Origin of the sequence: Serratia sp. BNK-23, from assembly GCF_047456145.1 — a bacterium.
Lineage (GTDB): Bacteria > Pseudomonadota > Gammaproteobacteria > Enterobacterales > Enterobacteriaceae > Serratia > Serratia nematodiphila.
On record NZ_CP179900.1, the window covers coordinates 1950505 to 1966976 of the forward strand.

Here is a 16472-nt window from a genome sequence, read left to right on the forward strand (position 1 = left end):
TGCTGTTTCCCCCGTGATAAAGGATGATTATTCAGTTCACATCTGCTAAATCTATCGGTTATCAGATGTTGATATTCGATTCCCTGGGGGGAAGTAGTGAACCTGCAACAACAACTGGCGCAATTTCCGCGTCTGGATCTGGTTGGCGTCGCCACACCGCTGGAAAAACTGTCCCGTCTCTCCGATTACCTCGGCCGTGAAATTTACCTTAAACGTGACGATGTCACGCCTATGGCGATGGGCGGCAACAAGCTGAGAAAGCTTGAGTTTTTGGCCGCCGATGCGTTACGGCAAGGCGCCGATACGCTGGTCACCGCCGGCGCCATTCAATCCAACCACGTGCGCCAGACGGCGGCGGTGGCGGCGAAACTGGGCCTGCACTGCGTCGCTTTGCTGGAAAACCCGATCGATACCCGCGCGGAAAACTACCTGACCAACGGCAACCGTCTGTTGCTCGGCCTGTTCAACGCCGAAGTGGTAATGTGCGAAGCGCTGCACGATCCGCAGCAGCAACTGGCGGAACTGGCGACGCGCCTCGAGGCGCAGGGCTTCCGGCCTTACGTGGTGCCGGTGGGCGGCTCCAATGCGCTGGGCGCGCTGGGATACGTGCAGTGCGCATTGGAAATCGCCGAACAGAGCCAACGCAGCAACGTGGCGTTCAGTTCGGTGGTGGTGGCGTCCGGCAGCGCCGGCACCCACGCCGGGCTGGCGGTGGGGCTGCAGCAGCTGCTGCCCGAAACCGAGTTGATCGGCGTGACCGTCTCGCGCACCGTGATCGATCAGTTGCCGAAGGTGGAACAAATCCAGAAAGCCCTGGCCTGTTCGCTGAATATTGACAAACTGGCGCCGATCGCGTTGTGGGATGATTACTTCGCGCCGCAGTACGGCATGCCGAACGAAGAGGGCATGGCGGCGGTGCAGTTGCTGGCGCAGCAAGAGGGGGTATTGCTGGATCCGGTGTACACCGGCAAAGCGATGGCCGGTTTGATCGACGGCATCGCCCAGCGGCGCTTCCGCGACGAAGGTCCCATCCTGTTTGTTCACACCGGCGGTGCACCGGCGCTGTTCGCCTACCATCCGCAGGTGTAAACACCGCGTGTTATTCCATTTTGAACTATATTTATAAGGTTATATTCCTTTATGCGGGCGGTTGCACTGTTAAAGTGCTGATATCAAAAAAGATAAACAACATACAGGGGTGTTTATGATGTTTGCGAAAGTTCGTCGTCAATGGTTGTTGGGCGTGGTGGGTATTGCGTTGGCCGCCGGTGTGACGACGCAAACCTACGCCGCCGATAACCTGCTGCAGCAGGTGAAACAGCGCGGCACGCTGATCGTCGGGCTGGAAGGTACTTATCCGCCGTTCAGTTTCCAGGGGGAAGACGGCAAATTGACCGGTTTCGAAGTGGATTTCGCCAACGCGCTGGCGCAACATCTGGGCGTGAAAGCCAAGCTGAACCCGACCAAATGGGACGGTATGCTGGCTTCGCTGGATTCGAAGCGCATCGACGTGGTCATCAATCAGGTGACGCTCTCCGATGAGCGCAAGAAGAAATATGATTTCTCCACCCCTTACACCGTTTCCGGCATTCAGGCGCTGGTGAAAAAGGGCAACGAAGGCACCATTACCAAGCCGGATGACCTGAAAGGCAAAAAGGTCGGCGTTGGCCTGGGCACCAACTATGAGCAATGGCTGCGCGAGAATGTGCAGGGCGTGGACGTGCGCACTTACGACGATGATCCGACCAAGTATCAGGATCTGCGCGTCGGCCGCATCAACGCCATTCTGGTGGACCGCCTGGCGGCGCTGGATCTGGTGAAGAAAACCGGCGATACGCTGGCGGTGGCCGGCCCGGCATTCTCCCGCCAGGAGTCCGGCGTGGCGCTGCGCAAGAATAACCCAGAGCTGCTGGCCGCGATTGACCAGGCGATCGCCGAGATGCAAAAAGACGGCACGCTGGCGAAGATCTCCGAGAAATGGTTTGGCGCGGACGTAACTAAATAATGCACGAAAGTATTCAACTGGCGCTGGATTCAGCGCCATTTTTATTGAAGGGCGCCATACTGACGCTGCAGCTTAGCCTGGGCGGTATGGCGTTCGGCCTGTTGCTGGGTTTTCTGCTGGCGCTGATGCGCCTTTCGCCGCTTTGGCCGCTGTCATGGCTGTCGCGCATTTACGTATCGCTGTTCCGCGGCACGCCGCTGATCGCCCAGCTGTTTATGATCTATTACGGTCTGCCGCAGTTCGGCATCGAATTCGATCCTTTCCCGGCGGCGCTGATTGGCCTGTCGCTCAATACCGCCGCCTACACCTCAGAAACGCTGCGCGCGGCGATTTCGTCGATCGACAAAGGGCAGTGGGAAGCCGCCGCCAGTATCGGCATGACCCGTTGGCAAACCCTGCGCCGGGTGATCCTGCCGCAGGCGGCGCGCACCGCCTTGCCGCCGCTGGGCAACAGTTTTATCGGCCTGGTGAAGGACACCTCGCTGGCCGCTACCATTCAGGTGCCGGAACTGTTCCGCCAGGCGCAGCTCATCACCTCGCGCACGCTGGAAGTGTTCACCATGTACCTGGCGGCATCGCTGATTTACTGGGTGATGGCGACCCTGCTTTCCGCACTGCAAAACCGTCTGGAAGCCCACGTTAATCGCCAGGATCAGGAGTAACGCATGAGTGCCATTGAAGTTAAGCAATTGACCAAGCAGTTCAAAGGTCAGACGGTGCTGCATGGGATCGATCTGGCGGTGGATGCCGGTGAAGTGGTGGCGATCATCGGCCCGAGCGGTTCAGGGAAAACCACCTTGTTGCGCTGCATCAACCTACTGGAGGAGCCGGATTCCGGCACCATTCGCGTCGGCGATATCCTGATCGATGGCAGCAAGCCGTTGAGCAAACAGAAAAATCAGGTGCGCGCGCTGCGCCAGCAGGTCGGTTTTGTGTTCCAGAACTTCAACCTGTTTCCGCACCGTTCGGTGCTCGAAAACATCATTGAAGGGCCGGTTATCGTTAAAGGTGAGGCGAAAGCCAGCGCCGAACAGCGCGCTCGCGCGTTGCTGGCCAAGGTGGGGCTGAGCGGCAAAGAGGCGGCTTATCCGCGTCGGCTGTCCGGCGGGCAGCAGCAGCGGGTGGCGATCGCGCGCGCGCTGGCGATGCAGCCGGAGGTGATTTTGTTCGATGAGCCGACGTCGGCGCTCGATCCCGAGCTGGTGGGAGAAGTGCTCAATACCATGCGTTCACTGGCGGAAGAGAAACGCACCATGGTGATCGTCACCCATGAAATGAGCTTCGCCCGCGACGTGGCCGATCGGGTTATCTTTATGGATCACGGCCGCATCGTCGAACAGGGCCCGGCCAAAGCGCTGTTCGCCAATCCGCAGCATCAGCGCACCCAGCAATTCCTCGACAAGTTCCGGAATCAATAAGGCGTCGGGGGCGTTTCCCCCGACTGCATTCACTCCGCTTTCAACAATTCATTGCGCGCGGCGGCAGCGAGAAATCCGCTGCGGCTGCCGTATCCCGGATGTTGCCGAACCAGAGAGTCAATGCGACTTAACAGGCGATGGGGCAACGTGATGTTAATCCGTTCGGCTCGGCCGTCAAATTTATCCATATTGATAGCGACCAATAGCCATTGTCCTCCCTCGAAGGATCCCGCATCTTTGGCAAGATGGGCTGCGACGGCATGCGGGCGCGGTAGCGGTTGATTGTCTTCGCTCAACAACTCAAAGTGCGCGTCCAGTGCGCTTTGGGCATCGGCAAAAGCGTCGTCCAGGCTGGTGCCGGCGAAGTAGCAGCCAGGGACGTCGGGAAAGAAACCGCTGGCGCTGCCGTTTGATTCTGTATGGATATAAGCGGGATAAAACATGGTCTCTCCTGTTAACGCGTGGCGATGTGAAGCGCACTTAACCCCGCGTCTTTAAGTATCTGCCGCAGCGTGCCCAGCTTGAGATCTTTCTTTGGATGCGGCACGGTGATGATCAGCGCAAAATCGGGATGTTTGAATTGATGGTGGCTGCCTTTTACCCGCCGCAATACCCAACCGTGGCTTTCCAGCAGCGCAATCAGTTCTGAACTCTTCACGATGTTATTGTCCTTAATCTACACACCATACACACTCTCAGGCAAGAAGATTAATACGCTAACGGCTGACCGGGCTGCGGACAATAAAAAACCCTGCACAAGTGCAGGGTTTGCGTAGCGGTTAGCAAATCAGGCGGCAATGTATTGCCGCCTTGAGGATGCGTTAACCGATGGTCATCAGGCTGGCGTTACCGCCGGCGGCGGCGGTGTTGACGCTCAGGGAACGTTCGATCAGCAGGCGTTCCAACAGGATGTTGGTTTCACCGTGGGCGAAGCCCTGCACCGAGACGATGGCGCCGCCGCGCTGGGCGATCTGCTCGCACAGGGTGCGCAGCTGGTCTGCATCGCCGTGGTAGATGGCGGCGTCGAACTCGACCTTGTCCTGCTGCCAGTCTTTGCTAAAGGCGATGCGGGCCTGCACATCGTTCGGCAAGCGGCGGAACAGATTGCGCTGCAGTTCCGCTTCCGGCCACAGCGCGCAGCTGCCAACCGCCAGCACGGCGGCCAGCTGGATCAGCGCGTCGGTTTCGTTATCCGCCAGGCACAGCACGCGTTCACGCGGCAGCAGGGCATAGGTATTGCGCTCGCCGGTCGGGCCCGGCAGCGGACGTACGGTGCCGCCCTGGCCCAGTTCCGCATAACGTTGCGCCAATGCCGCCAGTTCGCCGTGCTGGCTGGTGACCGCCCATTTCTCCAGCGATTGCAGCGCACCCAACAGCTGCGGCCGCGCGGTGGCTTCCATCGGGCGCTCTTCGTCCTGGCGGTGCAGCGTACGTTGCAGCGCGTCGTCCGGACGGTTAGCCAGCAGACGGTACAGGTACAGCGGGCCGCCGGCTTTCGGGCCGGTGCCCGACAGGCCTTCGCCGCCGAACGGCTGCACGCCGACCACTGCGCCGACCATGTTGCGGTTGACGTACAGGTTGCCGACCTTGGCGCGCTCGGTCACCCGGGCGATGGTTTCATCGATGCGGGTGTGAATGCCCAGCGTCAGGCCATAACCGGCGGCGTTGATCTGATCGACCAGCGCGTCCAGGTTGTTGCGCTGGAAGCGCACCACGTGCAGCACCGGGCCGAAGATCTCTTTCTGCAGCTCGTCGAAGCTGTCGAGCTCGATCAGCGTCGGCTTGATGAAGGTGCCGCGCGCCCACTCTTTCTCATCCTGCGCGCTGCCTTTGGCGGCCTGGTACACCTTGCGGCCTTTGGCGCGCATCGCCTGGATGTGGCGCTCGATGCCGGTTTTGGCTTCGGCGTCGATCACCGGGCCCACGTCGGTGGACAGGCGCTCCGGGTTACCCATGCGGCATTCGGCCATCGCGCCGCGCAGCATTTGCAGCGTGTGCTCGGCTACGTCTTCCTGAATGCACAGGATACGCAGCGCGGAGCAACGCTGCCCGGCGCTGTCGAAGGCGGAGGCCACCACGTCGGTCACCACCTGTTCGGTCAGGGCGGAGGAGTCGACGATCATGGCGTTCAGGCCGCCGGTTTCGGCGATCAGCGGCGTCGGGCGGCCTTGCGGATCCAGACGACCGGCGATGCTGCGCTGCAGAATGCCGGCGACGTCGGTGGAGCCGGTGAACATCACGCCGCGGACGCGGGCGTCGTTGACCAGCGTCGAGCCAACGGTTTCACCCTGGCCCGGCAGCAGCTGCAGCACGCCTTGCGGAATGCCGGCTTCCAGCAGGATACGCACCGCCTGCGCGGCCACCAGCGGCGTTTGCTCGGCCGGTTTGGCCAGCACGCTGTTGCCCGCCGCCAGCGCGGCGGCGATTTGGCCGGTGAAGATCGCCAGCGGGAAGTTCCACGGGCTGATGCAAACCACCGGGCCCAGCGGGCGGTGGCTGTCGTTGGCGAAGTCGTCGCGCACCTGGCCGGCGTAGTAGTGCAGGAAGTCGACCGCTTCACGCACTTCGGCGATGGCGTTGTTGAAGGTTTTACCCGCTTCACGCACCAGAATGCCCAGCAGGCTTTGTAGCTGGCTTTCCATCAGTTCGGCGGCGCGTTCGAGGATCGCGGCGCGTTCCGTCGGCGGCGTAGCGAACCAAATTGGGCCGGCGGCCGCGGCGGCGTCGAGCGCGCGGCTGACTTCGCCTTCGGTGGCTTCACGCACGTAGCCGACCACATCGCCCGGCTCGGCCGGGTTGATCACCGGCTGCTCCACGCCCTGATCCAATTCGGCGTCGATGATCGGTTCCGCGCGCCACGGATGGCTGGCGCTGGTGAGCAGGGCGCTGGAGAGCGAGGCCAGACGCTGTTCGTTGGACAGATCCAGACCGCTGGAGTTAACGCGTTTCTCGCCGTACAGCTCGCGCGGCAGCGGGATGCGCGGATGCGGCAGGCCAATTTGACCTTCGCTGGCCGCCAGCGCTTCCACGGCGCTGACCGGATCGGCCACCAGCTCGTCGAGCGGCAGGGTGGCGTCGGCGATGCGGTTGACGAACGAGGTGTTGGCGCCGTTTTCCAACAGGCGACGCACCAGGTAAGCCAGCAGCGTTTCATGGGTGCCGACCGGCGCGTAGATGCGGCAAGGGCGATTCAGTTTGCCGTCGGCCACTTTACCCACCACCTGCTCGTACAGCGGCTCACCCATGCCGTGCAGGCACTGGAATTCATACTGGCCAGGGTAGTAGTTGTTGCCGGCCAGGTGATAGATGGCGCTCAGGGTATGGGCGTTGTGGGTCGCGAACTGCGGATAGATCAGGTTCGGCACCGACAGCAGCTTGCGGGCGCAGGCCAGGTAGGAAACGTCGGTGTACACCTTGCGGGTGTAGACTGGGTAGCCTTCCAGGCCGTCCATCTGGGCGCGTTTGATTTCGCTGTCCCAGTAGGCGCCTTTCACCAGACGGATCATCAGGCGGCGGCGGCTGCGTTGCGCCATGTCGATCACCGCGTCAATGGCGAACGGACAGCGTTTCTGATAGGCCTGGATCACGAAGCCGATGCCGTTCCAGCCGGCCAACTGCGGCTCGAAGCACAGTTTCTCCAGCAGATCGAGCGAGATCTCCAGGCGATCGGCCTCTTCGGCGTCGATATTGATGCCGATATCGTACTGACGTGCCTGCAGGGTCAGCGACAGCAGGCGCGGGTAAAGCTCTTCCATGACGCGTTCGTACTGCGCGCGGCTGTAGCGCGGGTGCAGGGCGGACAGCTTGATGGAGATGCCGGGGCCTTCATAGATGCCGCGGCCGTTGGAGGCTTTGCCGATGGCGTGGATCGCCTGCTGGTAGGAAACCAGGTAGGCCTGGGCGTCGGCTTCGGTCAGGGCGGCTTCGCCCAGCATGTCGTAGGAGTAGCGGAAGCCTTTTTCTTCCAGCTTGCGCGCGTTGGCCAGCGCTTCGGCGATGGTTTCGCCGGTCACGAACTGTTCGCCCATCAGGCGCATCGCCATGTCCACGCCTTTGCGGATCAGCGGTTCGCCGCTCTTGCTGATAATGCGGTTCAGCGATCGGGACAGATTGGCTTCGTTATGCGTGGACACCAGCTTGCCGGTAAACAGCAGGCCCCAGGTCGCGGCGTTGACGAACAGCGACGGGCTGCGCCCCAGGTGCGAATGCCAGTTGCCGTTGCTGATCTTGTCGCGGATCAGGGCGTCGCGGGTCGGTTTGTCCGGAATGCGCAGCAGCGCTTCCGCCAGGCACATGAGCGCCACACCTTCCTGCGAGGAGAGGGAGAACTCTTGCAGCAGGCCTTGCACCATGCCGGCGCGGCCGTTTGCACTTTTTTGGTTACGCAATTTCTCGGCGATGCCATAGGCCATTTTATGAGTAGCCTGTGCAAGATCGGCGGGTAATCGCGCCTGTTCGAGCAACATCGGCACCGCTTCGGTCTCCGGGCGGCGATAGGCGGCGGTGATGGCGGCGCGGGTCACCGACTGCGGCAGAATTTGTTCGGCGAAATCGAGGAATGGCTGGTGTGACTCTTCCTGCGCTTGCGGCATAATGTCGTCCGCTTCAGGCTGGCCCGCTGCGGCCAGCGCTGGAATTTCAGGGATATCGGTACCGCTCTCGAGACGCTCGAGGTAATTAAAGATGGCCTGCTTGATGAGCCAGTGCGGCGTGCGATCGATGCGCTGCGCGGCGCTCTTGATCCGGTCGCGTGTTGCCTCGTCGAGTTTCACGCCCATTGTGGTAGTGCCCATGCCTGTCCAACTCCTGTGTTTAGAACCTATCCCATCAGGCTAGACAAATAGCAGGCCGGAAAGCCTGTTGGGATAGGTTCGTGAGATGTGTGGGTTAAGAATGCAGACAATATCCTGCATGTTGCAACTTTGTGCAACCTTGTTAAATCAGGCTGATGAGCGAAGTGTGAGTTTCATCGATTTTTTAACACGGGCAGTTGGCATGAATGTTGCGTTATTGAGCGAATGCGGCGGGGTTTATTACGTCGCAGGCGCTTTACCCTGCGGTATATAAGGGTAATGGCAAGGTGCAACTCATTTTGCTTGTCGTGAGTGCAACCTTTGAGCCCGGTAAATGTGACGCAGGGTAAACTTTGTGTAACTTTGTTGTTAAATATCTTGTTGGTTGATGAAAGGCTCATCTAGGATAACCGACGGTCAACAATTACGGGCAGAAACTATTTTACCTGCACTCGCTCGCAGGCTGCGTCACGTTCCGGCGCGGCGGCCAGTGAAATGCATTGCGCGTGGGTTTACCGGCGCCGGCTTGGCCGGAGCGAAACGCGAATAATAATGAAAGTGGAGAATTAAATGACAATGAGCACACCTATGCTGGTGACCTTCCTGGTGTACATTTTCGGGATGGTGCTGATCGGCCTGCTTGCCTACCGGGCAACCAACAACTTTGATGACTATATTCTCGGCGGCCGCAGTTTGGGCAGCGTGGTGACCGCGCTGTCCGCCGGGGCTTCCGACATGAGCGGCTGGCTGCTGATGGGCCTGCCGGGCGCCATCTTCCTCTCCGGCATCTCCGAAAGCTGGATCGCCATCGGCCTGACCATCGGCGCTTACCTGAACTGGAAGCTGGTGGCAGGAAGGCTGCGCGTGCATACCGAAGCCAACAACAACGCCCTGACGCTGCCGGACTATTTCACCAGCCGTTTTGAAGACAACAGCAAGCTGCTGCGGGTGATCTCGGCCATCGTCATTCTGGTGTTCTTCACCATTTACTGCGCCTCCGGCATCGTGGCCGGCGCGCGCCTGTTCGAAAGCACCTTCGGCATGAGCTACGAAACCGCCCTGTGGGCCGGCGCCGCGGCGACCATCCTGTATACCTTTATCGGCGGTTTCCTGGCGGTGAGCTGGACCGACACCGTACAGGCCAGCCTGATGATTTTCGCGCTGATCCTGACGCCGGTGATCGTGATCTTCGCCGTCGGCGGCATCGATACCTCGATGCTGGTGATCCAGGCGAAGAACCCGGCCAACCTCGACATGCTGAAGGGGCTGAACTTCGTCGCCATCCTGTCGCTGCTGGGTTGGGGCCTGGGCTACTTCGGCCAGCCGCACATCCTGGCGCGTTTCATGGCAGCGGATTCTCACCGCACCATCCGCAGCGCGCGCCGCATCAGCATGACCTGGATGATCCTGTGCCTGGCCGGGACCATCGCCGTCGGTTTCTTCGGTATCGCTTACTTCGCCAATAACCCGGATCAGGCCGGTAACGTGTCGCAGAACGGCGAACGCGTGTTTATCGAACTGGCGATGTTGCTGTTCAACCCATGGGTGGCGGGCGTGCTGCTGTCGGCGATTTTGGCGGCGGTCATGAGCACCCTGAGCTGCCAGCTGCTGGTATGCTCCAGCGCGATCACCGAAGACCTGTACAAGGCGTTCCTGCGCAAGGGCGCCAGCCAGCGTGAGCTGGTGTGGGTCGGCCGCGTGATGGTGCTGGTAGTGGCGTTGATCGCCATCGCCTTGGCGGCCAACCCGGAGAACCGCGTGCTGGGCCTGGTGAGTTATGCCTGGGCCGGTTTCGGTGCCGCCTTCGGCCCGGTTGTGCTGATCTCGGTAATGTGGTCGCGCATGACCCGCAACGGCGCGCTGGCCGGCATGCTGGTCGGTGCGGTGACGGTGATCGTCTGGAAACAGTACGAATGGCTGGGCCTGTACGAAATCATCCCTGGCTTCATCCTGGGCTGTCTGGCCATTGTGGTGGTGAGCCTGATGGGCCGCCAGCCATCCTCAACCATGACCGAACGTTTCGATCAGGCGGAAGCCGAATACAAAACGGTATAACGCCGTTTGATGTCAGTCGGCAAGGGGCGCGCAGAGCGCCCCTTCTTTTGCCTGTTTGCCCGTCATTCGGCTGTAACACCTGGCGACATTTGATTAGAAAAAATCACGCTTGTGCCTCTTGTATTTCTTTTTGCCAGAATGATAATCACTCTCGTTGTATTTTACGTTTCTTTACATACTCGCCGCGGCTCATTTCGAGCCGGTTTTCTCTGCCGCCGCGGTCTTTTCAGGGGTGATTAGTTATGTTCGTTCCCTTTCTTATCATGTTCCGTGAGGGGCTGGAGGCCGCGCTGATCGTCAGCCTGATCGCCAGCTACCTGAAGCGCACGCAGCGCAGCCAATGGCTGGGCGCGGTGTGGATCGGCGTGATTGTCGCCGCGGCGCTGTGTCTGGCGCTCGGCATCTTCATCAATGAGACCACCGGCGAGTTCCCGCAGAAACAGCAAGAGCTGTTCGAAGGCATCGTGGCGGCGGTGGCGGTGCTGATCCTCACCTATATGGTGTTCTGGATGCGTAAGGTGTCCAAATCGGTCAAGGTGCATCTGGAAGGGGCTATCGATCAGGCGCTCAGCGCCGGTAAAGGGCAGGGGTGGGCGCTGGTGGCGATGGTGTTCTTCGCCGTGGCGCGCGAAGGGCTGGAGTCGGTGTTCTTCCTGCTGGCGGCGTTCCAGCAAGACGTGGGCGCCGCGGCGCCGATCGGCGCGGTGCTCGGCCTGGTGGCCGCCATCGTGCTGGGCATGATGATTTACTGGGGCGGGGTGAAGCTGCACCTGGCCAAATTCTTCAAATGGACCAGTCTGTTCATTTTGTTCGTCGCCGCCGGCCTGGCCGCCGGGGCGATCCGCGCCTTCCACGAAGCCGGCCTGTGGAACCACTTCCAGGACATCGCCTTCGATTTCAGCAACACCCTGTCGACCCATTCGCTGTTCGGCACCCTGCTGGAAGGCATTCTCGGTTATCAGGAAGCGCCGACGGTCAGCGAAGTGGCGGTCTACTTCCTGTATCTGATCCCGGCGCTGATTTTCTTTTTCCTGCCGCAGCGCGCGGAGCCGGCAGCGGCCCCGGCGCAACGTAAAATCAATCATTAATGTTTAATAGGGAATCTCGTATGTCTACTCCGTTATTTCGCCGCAAGGCGTTGCACGCAGCATTACTGGCTATCCCGGCGTTTGCGCTGAGCATCGACGCCTTGGCGGCGGACGTGCCGCAGGTCAAGGTTACGGTTAACGACAAGCAGTGCGAACCGATGCAACTGACGGTCCCGGCCGGCAAGACACAGTTTGTGGTGCACAACACCAGCCAGAAAAACGTCGAATGGGAAATCCTGAAAGGGGTGATGGTGGTGGAAGAGCGCGAGAACATCGCGCCGGGCTTTACCCAGAAAATGACCGCCACGCTGGAAGCGGGCGAATATGACATGACCTGCGGGCTGCTGAGCAATCCGAAAGGCAAACTGACTGTCACCGCCGCGGCCAACGGCGCCACCGACGGCAAGCCGAACGCGCTGGACCTAGTCGGCCCGATCGCTGAATACAAGGTTTACGTCACCAAAGAAGTCGATGGGTTGGTGAAACAGACCAAGCTGTTTACCGACGCGGTGAAGGCCGGCAACGTGGAGCAGGCGCGCAGGCTGTATGCGCCGACCCGCCAGCACTATGAGCGCATTGAGCCGATCGCCGAGCTGTTCTCCGATCTGGACGGCAGCATCGACGCCCGTGAAGACGACTACGAGAAGAAAGCGGCGGACCCGAACTTCACCGGCTTCCACCGTCTGGAGAAGGCGCTGTTTGCCGACAATTCGACCAAAGACATGAGCCAATATGCCGATCGTCTGTATCACGACACCGTTGAGCTGCAAAAACGCGTGAGTGAACTGACCTTCCCGCCGAGCAAAGTGGTGGGCGGCGCAGCCGGGCTGATCGAAGAGGTGGCGGCCAGCAAGATCAGCGGTGAAGAAGACCGTTACAGCCGCACCGATTTGTGGGACTTCCAGGCCAACGTCGACGGCGCGCAAAAGATAGTCAATCTGCTGCGCCCGCTGCTGGTTAAGGCCAATAAGCCGCTGCTGGACAAAATCGACGCCAACTTCAAAACTGTGGACACCATTTTGGCGAAGTACCAAACCAAAGAGGGTTATGAGTCCTATGAGAAGCTGACCGATGCCGATCGCAATGCGTTGAAAGGGCCGATCACCACGCTGGCGGAGGATCTTTCCCAGCTGCGCGGCGTATTGGGTCTGGACTGAGGCATACGGTTATGAGCAACAAGGCAGGCCCGAATAACGGGCCGCATCCGCAATCGCAGGGGGCGGCATCGCCTTCGCGCCGCCGTTTGCTGCAAGGGCTGGGGCTGGGCGCGCTGGCGCTGGGCGGCAGCCGCCTGGCGCAGGCGGCGGGCAACGCGGCGGAGCCGTTGGCGACGCCGCAGGATGAGCGCTGGCAGAAACAGCCGTTTTATGGCCGCCATCAGGCCGGCGTGCTGACGCCGCAACAGGCGGCGATGATGCTGGTGGCGTTCGATGTGCTGGCGACCGACAAAGCGGGGCTGGAGCGCCTGTTCCGGCTGCTGACCGAGCGCATCGCCTTCCTGACCCACGGCGGCAAGGCGCCGGAGGTGGACGCCAAACTGCCGCCGCTCGATTCCGGCATCATGGGGCCGGAGATTTACCCGGACAACCTGACCATCACCGTCTCGGTCGGCGCATCGCTGTTCGATGAACGCTTTGGTCTGCAGGCGCAAAAGCCGCTGCGGTTGCAGAAAATGACCCGCTTCCCCAACGATGCGTTGGACGCCGCGCTTTGTCACGGCGACCTGCTGTTGCAGATCTGCGCCAACACTAACGAAACGGTGATTCACGCGCTGCGCGACATCATTAAGCATTCGCCGGATCTGCTCAGCGTGCGCTGGAAGCGGGAGGGGTTCATCTCCGCGCACGCGGCGCGCAGCAAAGGCAAAGAGACGCCGATCAACCTGTTGGGTTTCAAAGACGGCACTGCGAACCCGAAAACCGACGACAAACCGCTGATGGATAAGGTGGTGTGGGTCGGCGACAACGTCGGTGAGCCGGCGTGGACGGCGGGCGGCAGCTATCAGGCGGCGCGCATTATTCGTTTTCGCGTCGAGTTTTGGGATCGCACGCCGCTGCAGGAGCAGGAAACCATCTTCGGCCGCGAGAAGCACAGCGGGGCGCCGCTGGGCATGAAGCGTGAACATGACGAGCCGGACTACGCGAACGATCCCGACGGCAAGGTGATCCCGATGGATGCGCACATCCGGCTGGCTAATCCTCGCACGCCGGAAAGCCAAAGCAACCTGATGCTGCGGCGCGGCTACAGCTATTCCCTTGGCGTCTCCAATGCCGGCCAGCTGGAAATGGGGCTGCTGTTCGTCTGCTATCAGGCCGATCTGGAGAAAGGCTTCCTGACGGTGCAAAAAAGGCTGAACGGTGAAGCGCTGGAGGAATACATCAAGCCGATTGGCGGCGGGTATTTCTTCGTATTGCCGGGCGTGAAAGAGGGTGGCGATTATCTGGCCAGCGGCCTGCTCAAGGCCTGAAGCCGAAATGACGAGGCGGGATCTTCCGCCTCGTTTTACGTTTGTCTTACCCGCTGCAGGGGGGCAGTTAACGATGAAACGCAATTCAATGCTTTGCCAGCAGATAAAAAAACACCCATCTCTGCTGCTTTTGATTGCGCAAAATTTAATCGGGAAACCAAAGTGTCATTCGCGGATTTTAATTGTAATTCATTGATATTTATTGATTATAATTTTCTATGGAATGATGTCTTGGGCGTGATATAGTGTTTTAGCGATAACTAAAAACAAAACATATAAAATTTTTTTACATTTTAGTAACGCGACAGGATTGAATGTCATTATACTGTAATCATCTGGCGGTAGTTTTCACACGGTGCACAGCTTGAAGCTGTAAATATCACTGCGGGGATCGCTAATGGTAAAGTCCTTGGTTGGGCTGGAAAGAAAAAATAACACATCTCCCCTGATTTCTCGTTGTAACGAGGGTTCTCTCTCCGACTCTCTTTTACCGGCAACTCCGCACCCTTATCGCTACCGAATCTCATCACTTTTTACTCCACGTTTATTGATGCAGTCCGCGTTGTCCCGTGAAGACACAGCGCTTAAGCGTTGCCGTCGATTCACTTTGTCCCTTGGCTCTTATTGGCTCGGAGGAGGCCAAAACCTAATACGTGTGTGAAACATAATCGCGCGGCCTGGCCGTTGCGGTAGGTGAAACAAACTGTAAGGTGCCACTATGGGTAGACAGAAAGCAGTGATCAAAGCACGTCGTGAAGCGAAACGCGTTATTCGTCGTGACGCTCGTAGTCATCGCCAGCTGGAAGAAGAGTCTGTGACCTCGCTGGTGCAAATGGGGGGAGTCGAGTCTATCGGCATGGCGCGAGACAAGCGCGATAGCTCACCCATCGAGGCTAGAACCGAAGCTCAGGGTCATTACTTATCAGCCATAGAGAATAAGCAGCTGATCTTCGCCACCGGCGAAGCCGGCTGCGGCAAAACATTTATCAGCGCCGCCAAGGCGGCGGAGGCGCTGATCCATAAAGAGGTGGATCGGATTATCGTTACCCGTCCTGTTTTGCAGGCGGATGAAGACCTCGGTTTCTTGCCGGGGGATATCGCCGAGAAGTTCGCCCCTTATTTCCGCCCGGTGTATGACATTCTGGTGCGCCGTTTGGGCTCTTCCTTTATGCAGTACTGCCTGCGCCCGGAAATCGGCAAGGTAGAGATTGCGCCGTTCGCTTATATGCGCGGACGCACCTTCGAAAATGCGGTCGTTATCCTGGATGAAGCCCAGAACGTGACCGCCAGCCAGATGAAAATGTTCCTGACCCGCCTGGGGGAAAACGTGACGGTTATCGTTAACGGCGACGTGACCCAGTGCGACCTGCCGCGCGGCGTAAAATCCGGCCTCAGCGATGCCCTGGAGCGCTTCGAAGAGGACGAGATGATCGGCGTCATCCGCTTTGAAAAACAGGACTGCGTACGCTCCGCTTTGTGCCAGCGCACGCTCAACGCTTACAGTTAACCTATCCGCTAATGGAAAGGCCGCTTCGGCGGCCTTTTTTATCGCCGCCTATTTACCATTTCGTTTAACCTTTGTGTAAATTATTGTGGTTATTTGTATAGATTTTCGTTGAGTTAGCGTTAATGATTAATGGGTTCCAGATTGGCGCGCAGTTTGCGTGCGCCGCCAAAAGGACATTTTCTGGGGTGTGCGCCGCGCGGCGCATAGCGTGTGGGTTCCTTGCTGCGATTCAAACATGAAATACATCATTCTGCTTTTGCTTATTTTATGCGTCGTCTATGTGCATTACCGCGGGCGGGTGCGCTACAACGTGTGGCGGCAGCTGTCTGACCATTCCACCTTTACCGCACCGTTGAACGTCTTCATGTATCTGTTTTCCCGTGTGCCGACCACGCCGTACCTGAAGCCGGAGCAATTTCCTGAGCTGACGGTACTGCGGGAGAACTGGGAAACCATCCGCGACGAAGGACAGAAGCTGATGGAGATCCAGCAGATCAAAGCGTCCGATCAATTCAACGACGCCGGTTTCAACTCGTTCTTCAAGACCGGTTGGAAACGCTTTTATCTGAAATGGTATGAGGACAGCCATCCCTCCGCCATGACCCTGTGCCCGCAGACCACGGAACTGCTGCGCAGTCTGCCTTCGGTCAAGGCGGCGATGTTCGCCGAACTGCCGGACGGCAGCCGTTTGCCGCGCCATCGCGATCCTTACGCCGGTTCGCTGCGTTATCACCTGGGGCTGATTACCCCCAATGATGACCGCTGCTTCATTGAGGTGGACGGTGAGCGCTACAGCTGGCGTGACGGTGAAGGGGTGATGTTCGATGAAACCTATCTGCACTATGCGGAAAACCAGAGCGGGCAGAATCGCCTGATCCTGTTCTGCGATATCGAACGGCCGATGCGCTACCGCTGGGCGCAGGCGGTTAACCACTGGTTGGGGCGCAATCTGATGAGCGCCGCCACCGCGCCGAATGAAGAGGGCGATCGCACCGGCGGCGTCAACAAGATGTTCAAATACATCTATGCAATTCGCCGGGTGGGGAAACGGCTGAAGGCCTGGAACCGCACCGGTTATTACATCATCAAGTGGATTTTGTTCGGGGGGATCGCCGCGGCGATATTCTTCTCGGTATAAC

The 16472-nt window shown here is 59.4% G+C and carries 13 protein-coding genes; 10 read left to right on the plus strand and 3 right to left on the minus strand.

Going from position 1 to position 16472, the window contains the following annotated elements:
• Positions 1 to 96 precede the first annotated feature (96 nt).
• The 4 genes from ACMGF9_RS09220 to tcyN all read left to right on the plus strand — a co-directional run bounded on the left by ACMGF9_RS09220 (position 97) and on the right by tcyN (position 3423).
• A complete protein-coding gene (locus ACMGF9_RS09220) occupies positions 97 to 1089 on the plus strand; it encodes a D-cysteine desulfhydrase (RefSeq protein ID WP_015378235.1) in 993 nt (330 codons plus the stop codon).
• Positions 1090 to 1204: 115 nt separating this feature from the next.
• Positions 1205 to 2005 (plus strand): cystine ABC transporter substrate-binding protein, encoded by an 801-nt coding sequence (tcyJ, locus tag ACMGF9_RS09225; RefSeq protein WP_015378234.1) that lies wholly within the window; start codon positions 1205 to 1207, stop codon positions 2003 to 2005.
• Positions 2005 to 2667 (plus strand): cystine ABC transporter permease, encoded by a 663-nt coding sequence (gene tcyL / locus ACMGF9_RS09230; RefSeq protein WP_015378233.1) that lies wholly within the window; start codon positions 2005 to 2007, stop codon positions 2665 to 2667. The genes tcyJ and tcyL overlap by 1 nt, the downstream gene beginning before the upstream one ends.
• Before the next feature lie 3 nt (positions 2668 to 2670).
• A complete protein-coding gene (gene tcyN / locus ACMGF9_RS09235) occupies positions 2671 to 3423 on the plus strand; it encodes an L-cystine ABC transporter ATP-binding protein TcyN (RefSeq protein ID WP_015378232.1) in 753 nt (250 codons plus the stop codon).
• A gap of 29 nt (positions 3424 to 3452) precedes the next feature.
• On the opposite strand, the gene ACMGF9_RS09240 is transcribed toward tcyN, so the two are convergent.
• The 3 genes from ACMGF9_RS09240 to putA form a co-directional block, all read right to left on the minus strand.
• Positions 3453 to 3866, minus strand: coding sequence for a type II toxin-antitoxin system HicB family antitoxin (locus ACMGF9_RS09240; RefSeq protein ID WP_015378231.1), 414 nt, complete (start codon positions 3864 to 3866; stop codon positions 3453 to 3455).
• 11 nt (positions 3867 to 3877) lie between these two features.
• Positions 3878 to 4081, minus strand: coding sequence for a type II toxin-antitoxin system HicA family toxin (locus tag ACMGF9_RS09245; protein WP_015378230.1), 204 nt, complete (start codon positions 4079 to 4081; stop codon positions 3878 to 3880).
• Between the two features lie 163 nt (positions 4082 to 4244).
• Positions 4245 to 8216: a trifunctional transcriptional regulator/proline dehydrogenase/L-glutamate gamma-semialdehyde dehydrogenase gene (gene putA / locus ACMGF9_RS09250; protein WP_015378229.1), complete on the minus strand. Its 3972-nt coding sequence runs from the start codon at positions 8214 to 8216 to the stop codon at positions 4245 to 4247.
• Between the two features lie 570 nt (positions 8217 to 8786).
• Between putA and putP the strand changes: the two genes are divergently transcribed.
• From putP to lpxO, 6 genes are all read left to right on the plus strand, one after another.
• The gene (putP, locus tag ACMGF9_RS09255) at positions 8787 to 10271 is read left to right on the plus strand and encodes a sodium/proline symporter PutP (protein WP_015378228.1); all 1485 of its coding nucleotides are present in this window, start codon (positions 8787 to 8789) and stop codon (positions 10269 to 10271) included.
• Positions 10272 to 10513: 242 nt separating this feature from the next.
• Positions 10514 to 11359, plus strand: a complete 846-nt coding sequence (efeU, locus tag ACMGF9_RS09260; RefSeq protein WP_004934730.1) for an iron uptake transporter permease EfeU — start codon at positions 10514 to 10516, stop codon at positions 11357 to 11359.
• Between the two features lie 20 nt (positions 11360 to 11379).
• Positions 11380 to 12516, plus strand: coding sequence for an iron uptake system protein EfeO (gene efeO / locus ACMGF9_RS09265; protein ID WP_197798997.1), 1137 nt, complete (start codon positions 11380 to 11382; stop codon positions 12514 to 12516).
• An 11-nt stretch (positions 12517 to 12527) separates the two neighbouring features.
• The gene (gene efeB, locus ACMGF9_RS09270) at positions 12528 to 13826 is read left to right on the plus strand and encodes an iron uptake transporter deferrochelatase/peroxidase subunit (protein ID WP_076740734.1); all 1299 of its coding nucleotides are present in this window, start codon (positions 12528 to 12530) and stop codon (positions 13824 to 13826) included.
• Between the two features lie 718 nt (positions 13827 to 14544).
• A complete protein-coding gene (gene phoH, locus ACMGF9_RS09275) occupies positions 14545 to 15333 on the plus strand; it encodes a phosphate starvation-inducible protein PhoH (protein ID WP_004934726.1) in 789 nt (262 codons plus the stop codon).
• A gap of 235 nt (positions 15334 to 15568) precedes the next feature.
• Positions 15569 to 16471, plus strand: a complete 903-nt coding sequence (lpxO, locus tag ACMGF9_RS09280) for a lipid A hydroxylase LpxO (RefSeq protein WP_021504035.1) — start codon at positions 15569 to 15571, stop codon at positions 16469 to 16471.
• Position 16472 lies beyond the last annotated feature (1 nt).

What these genes read in the sequence shown, in the direction of transcription:
- tcyJ (WP_015378234.1), top strand. Translation starts at nt 1,205, where the DNA reads ATGATGTTTGCGAAAGTTCGTCGTCAATGGTTGTTGGGCGTGGTGGGT.
- tcyL (WP_015378233.1), top strand. Translation starts at nt 2,005, where the DNA reads ATGCACGAAAGTATTCAACTGGCGCTGGATTCAGCGCCATTTTTATTG.
- tcyN (WP_015378232.1), top strand. Translation starts at nt 2,671, where the DNA reads ATGAGTGCCATTGAAGTTAAGCAATTGACCAAGCAGTTCAAAGGTCAG.
- ACMGF9_RS09240 (WP_015378231.1), bottom strand. Translation starts at nt 3,866, where the DNA reads ATGTTTTATCCCGCTTATATCCATACAGAATCAAACGGCAGCGCCAGC.
- putA (WP_015378229.1), bottom strand. Translation starts at nt 8,216, where the DNA reads ATGGGCACTACCACAATGGGCGTGAAACTCGACGAGGCAACACGCGAC.
- putP (WP_015378228.1), top strand. Translation starts at nt 8,787, where the DNA reads ATGACAATGAGCACACCTATGCTGGTGACCTTCCTGGTGTACATTTTC.
- efeU (WP_004934730.1), top strand. Translation starts at nt 10,514, where the DNA reads ATGTTCGTTCCCTTTCTTATCATGTTCCGTGAGGGGCTGGAGGCCGCG.
- efeO (WP_197798997.1), top strand. Translation starts at nt 11,380, where the DNA reads ATGTCTACTCCGTTATTTCGCCGCAAGGCGTTGCACGCAGCATTACTG.
- efeB (WP_076740734.1), top strand. Translation starts at nt 12,528, where the DNA reads ATGAGCAACAAGGCAGGCCCGAATAACGGGCCGCATCCGCAATCGCAG.
- phoH (WP_004934726.1), top strand. Translation starts at nt 14,545, where the DNA reads ATGGGTAGACAGAAAGCAGTGATCAAAGCACGTCGTGAAGCGAAACGC.
- lpxO (WP_021504035.1), top strand. Translation starts at nt 15,569, where the DNA reads ATGAAATACATCATTCTGCTTTTGCTTATTTTATGCGTCGTCTATGTG.